The organism is Mesorhizobium sp. M7A.F.Ca.CA.004.06.1.1 (assembly GCF_003999135.1).
Lineage (GTDB): Bacteria > Pseudomonadota > Alphaproteobacteria > Rhizobiales > Rhizobiaceae > Mesorhizobium.
Window position 1 is genome coordinate 1 of record NZ_RZPQ01000914.1, and the last position, 2,059, is coordinate 2,059.

General features: G+C 61.1%; 1 protein-coding gene. It reads left to right on the forward strand.

Going from position 1 to position 2,059, the window contains the following annotated elements:
- Positions 1-337: 337 nt before the first annotated feature.
- A complete protein-coding gene (locus EN906_RS32060; RefSeq protein ID WP_127270454.1) occupies positions 338-1,966 on the forward strand; it encodes a fatty-acid--CoA ligase in 1,629 nt (542 codons plus the stop codon).
- The last annotated feature ends 93 nt before the right edge of the window (positions 1,967-2,059 follow it).

Below are 2,059 nucleotides of genomic sequence, written 5' to 3' on the forward strand. Positions count from 1 at the left end.
CTTGAACAGCAGCGTGCCGCCGACCGCTTCCAGCGCGCCGCCGACAACTTCAACAAATTCATCTTCGGAAACAGTCTTTGTGTCCGGCACCACATCGGCCAGACTTTCGGCAAGCGTACTCTCGAGAGCCTTGTCGTCGAGCTGCGCGTCCATGCGAACCTCTTTCAGTCGCCAATCGCACCCCTTTGCCCGTTAACGAAACTTAACGCCGACGATGGCCGGATTGTGGCGGTTTTCCACCAATGCGGCGCTCAGGGGTGCTGGCGGCTGGACAATCCGCCGGTTCGCTCCACAATAGCTCGAAAAGCACAACGCAAAAAGCGTGAGGGAGGATCGAATGCTGGGACTGATGCAGGAATGGCCGCTGCTTTGCCATAAGCTCATCGACAATGCCGAGCGGCAGCATGGCGTGCGCGAGATCGTGTCGCGCTCGATCGAAGGGCCGATCGTGCGCACCACCTACGCCGACATCCATCGCCGCGCCCTGAAGGTCGCCCAGCGGCTGGAGCGTGACGGTTATGGGATGGGCGACCGTATCGCCACGCTGGCCTGGAACACCGCGCGCCACATCGAGGCCTGGTACGGCATCATGGGCATCGGCGCCATCTACCACACGCTCAATCCGCGGCTGTTTCCCGAGCAGATCGTCTGGATCATGAACCATGCCGAGGACAAGGCTGTCTTCGTCGACCTGACTTTCATGCCGCTGCTCGAGAAGATCGCCGGCGCCGTCAAATCGCTGAAACAGGTGATCGTGCTGACCGACAGGGCGCATATGCCGCCGACGACATTGCCCAACACGGTCGCCTATGAAGATTGGCTTGACGAAGCGGATGGCGACTTCGCCTGGAAGACCTTCGACGAAAGCACCGCCGCCGGCATGTGTTACACGTCCGGGACCACGGGCGATCCCAAGGGCGTCGTCTACAGCCATCGTTCGAACGTGCTGCACGCCATGATCGCTGCCATGCCCGACGCCATGGGACTGTCGTCGCGCGATACGATCCTGCCTGTCGTGCCGATGTTTCACGCCAATGCCTGGGGCCTTGGCCAGAGCGGGCCGATGATCGGTGCCAAGCTGGTCATGCCCGGCTGCAAGATGGATGGCGCCTCGATCTATGAACTGCTCGACACCGAGAAGGTGACCTTCAGCGCCGCCGTGCCGACCGTCTGGATGATGCTGCTGCAGCATCTGGAGGAGACCGGCAAGGAGCTTCCCTATCTCAACAAGGTCGTCATCGGCGGCTCGTCGTGCCCGCGCGCGATCATGACCAAGTTTCAGCAGAACTACGATGTCCAGGTTATCCACGCCTGGGGCATGACCGAAATGTCGCCGCTCGGCACGCTGTGTACCCTGAAGCCGGACCATGCTGGTCTTGAGGGCGAAGCCCGGCTCGACGTCCAGCAGAAACAGGGCTATCCGCCCTTCGGCGTCGAAATGAAGGTGACCGACGACGACAACAACGAGCAGCCTTGGGACGGCAAGACTTTTGGCCGCCTGAAAGTGCGTGGGCCGGCCGTTGCCCGTGCCTATTATGGCGACGCCGGCGTGGAGCAGTTCGATGAGGATGGCTGGTTCGACACTGGCGACGTCGCCCACATCGACGCTGGCGGCTACATGCAGATCACCGATCGCGCCAAGGACGTCATCAAATCCGGCGGCGAATGGATTTCGACCATCGACCTCGAGAACCTGGCTGTCGGCCATCCCGATGTCGCCGAGGCGGCAGCCATCGGCGTTCAGCATTCGAAATGGGGCGAACGGCCGCTGCTGGTCGTCGTCCGCAAACCGGGCAAGGAACCGACCAAGGCTGACATTCTCGGCTTCATGGACGGCAAGGTAGCCAAATGGTGGATGCCGGACGATGTCGCTTTCGTCGGCGAAATTCCGCACACCGCAACCGGCAAGATCCAGAAGATCACCTTGCGCCAGCAATTCAAGGACTATCGCCTGCCGACCGATTGACGCGATGGTGCATGTTTCGGCTTCATGCCATCGCAAAAAGGCACTAAGTCTCCGTTCGGGTTGGGGCAGCACGGAAAACGATGGCTAGCATTC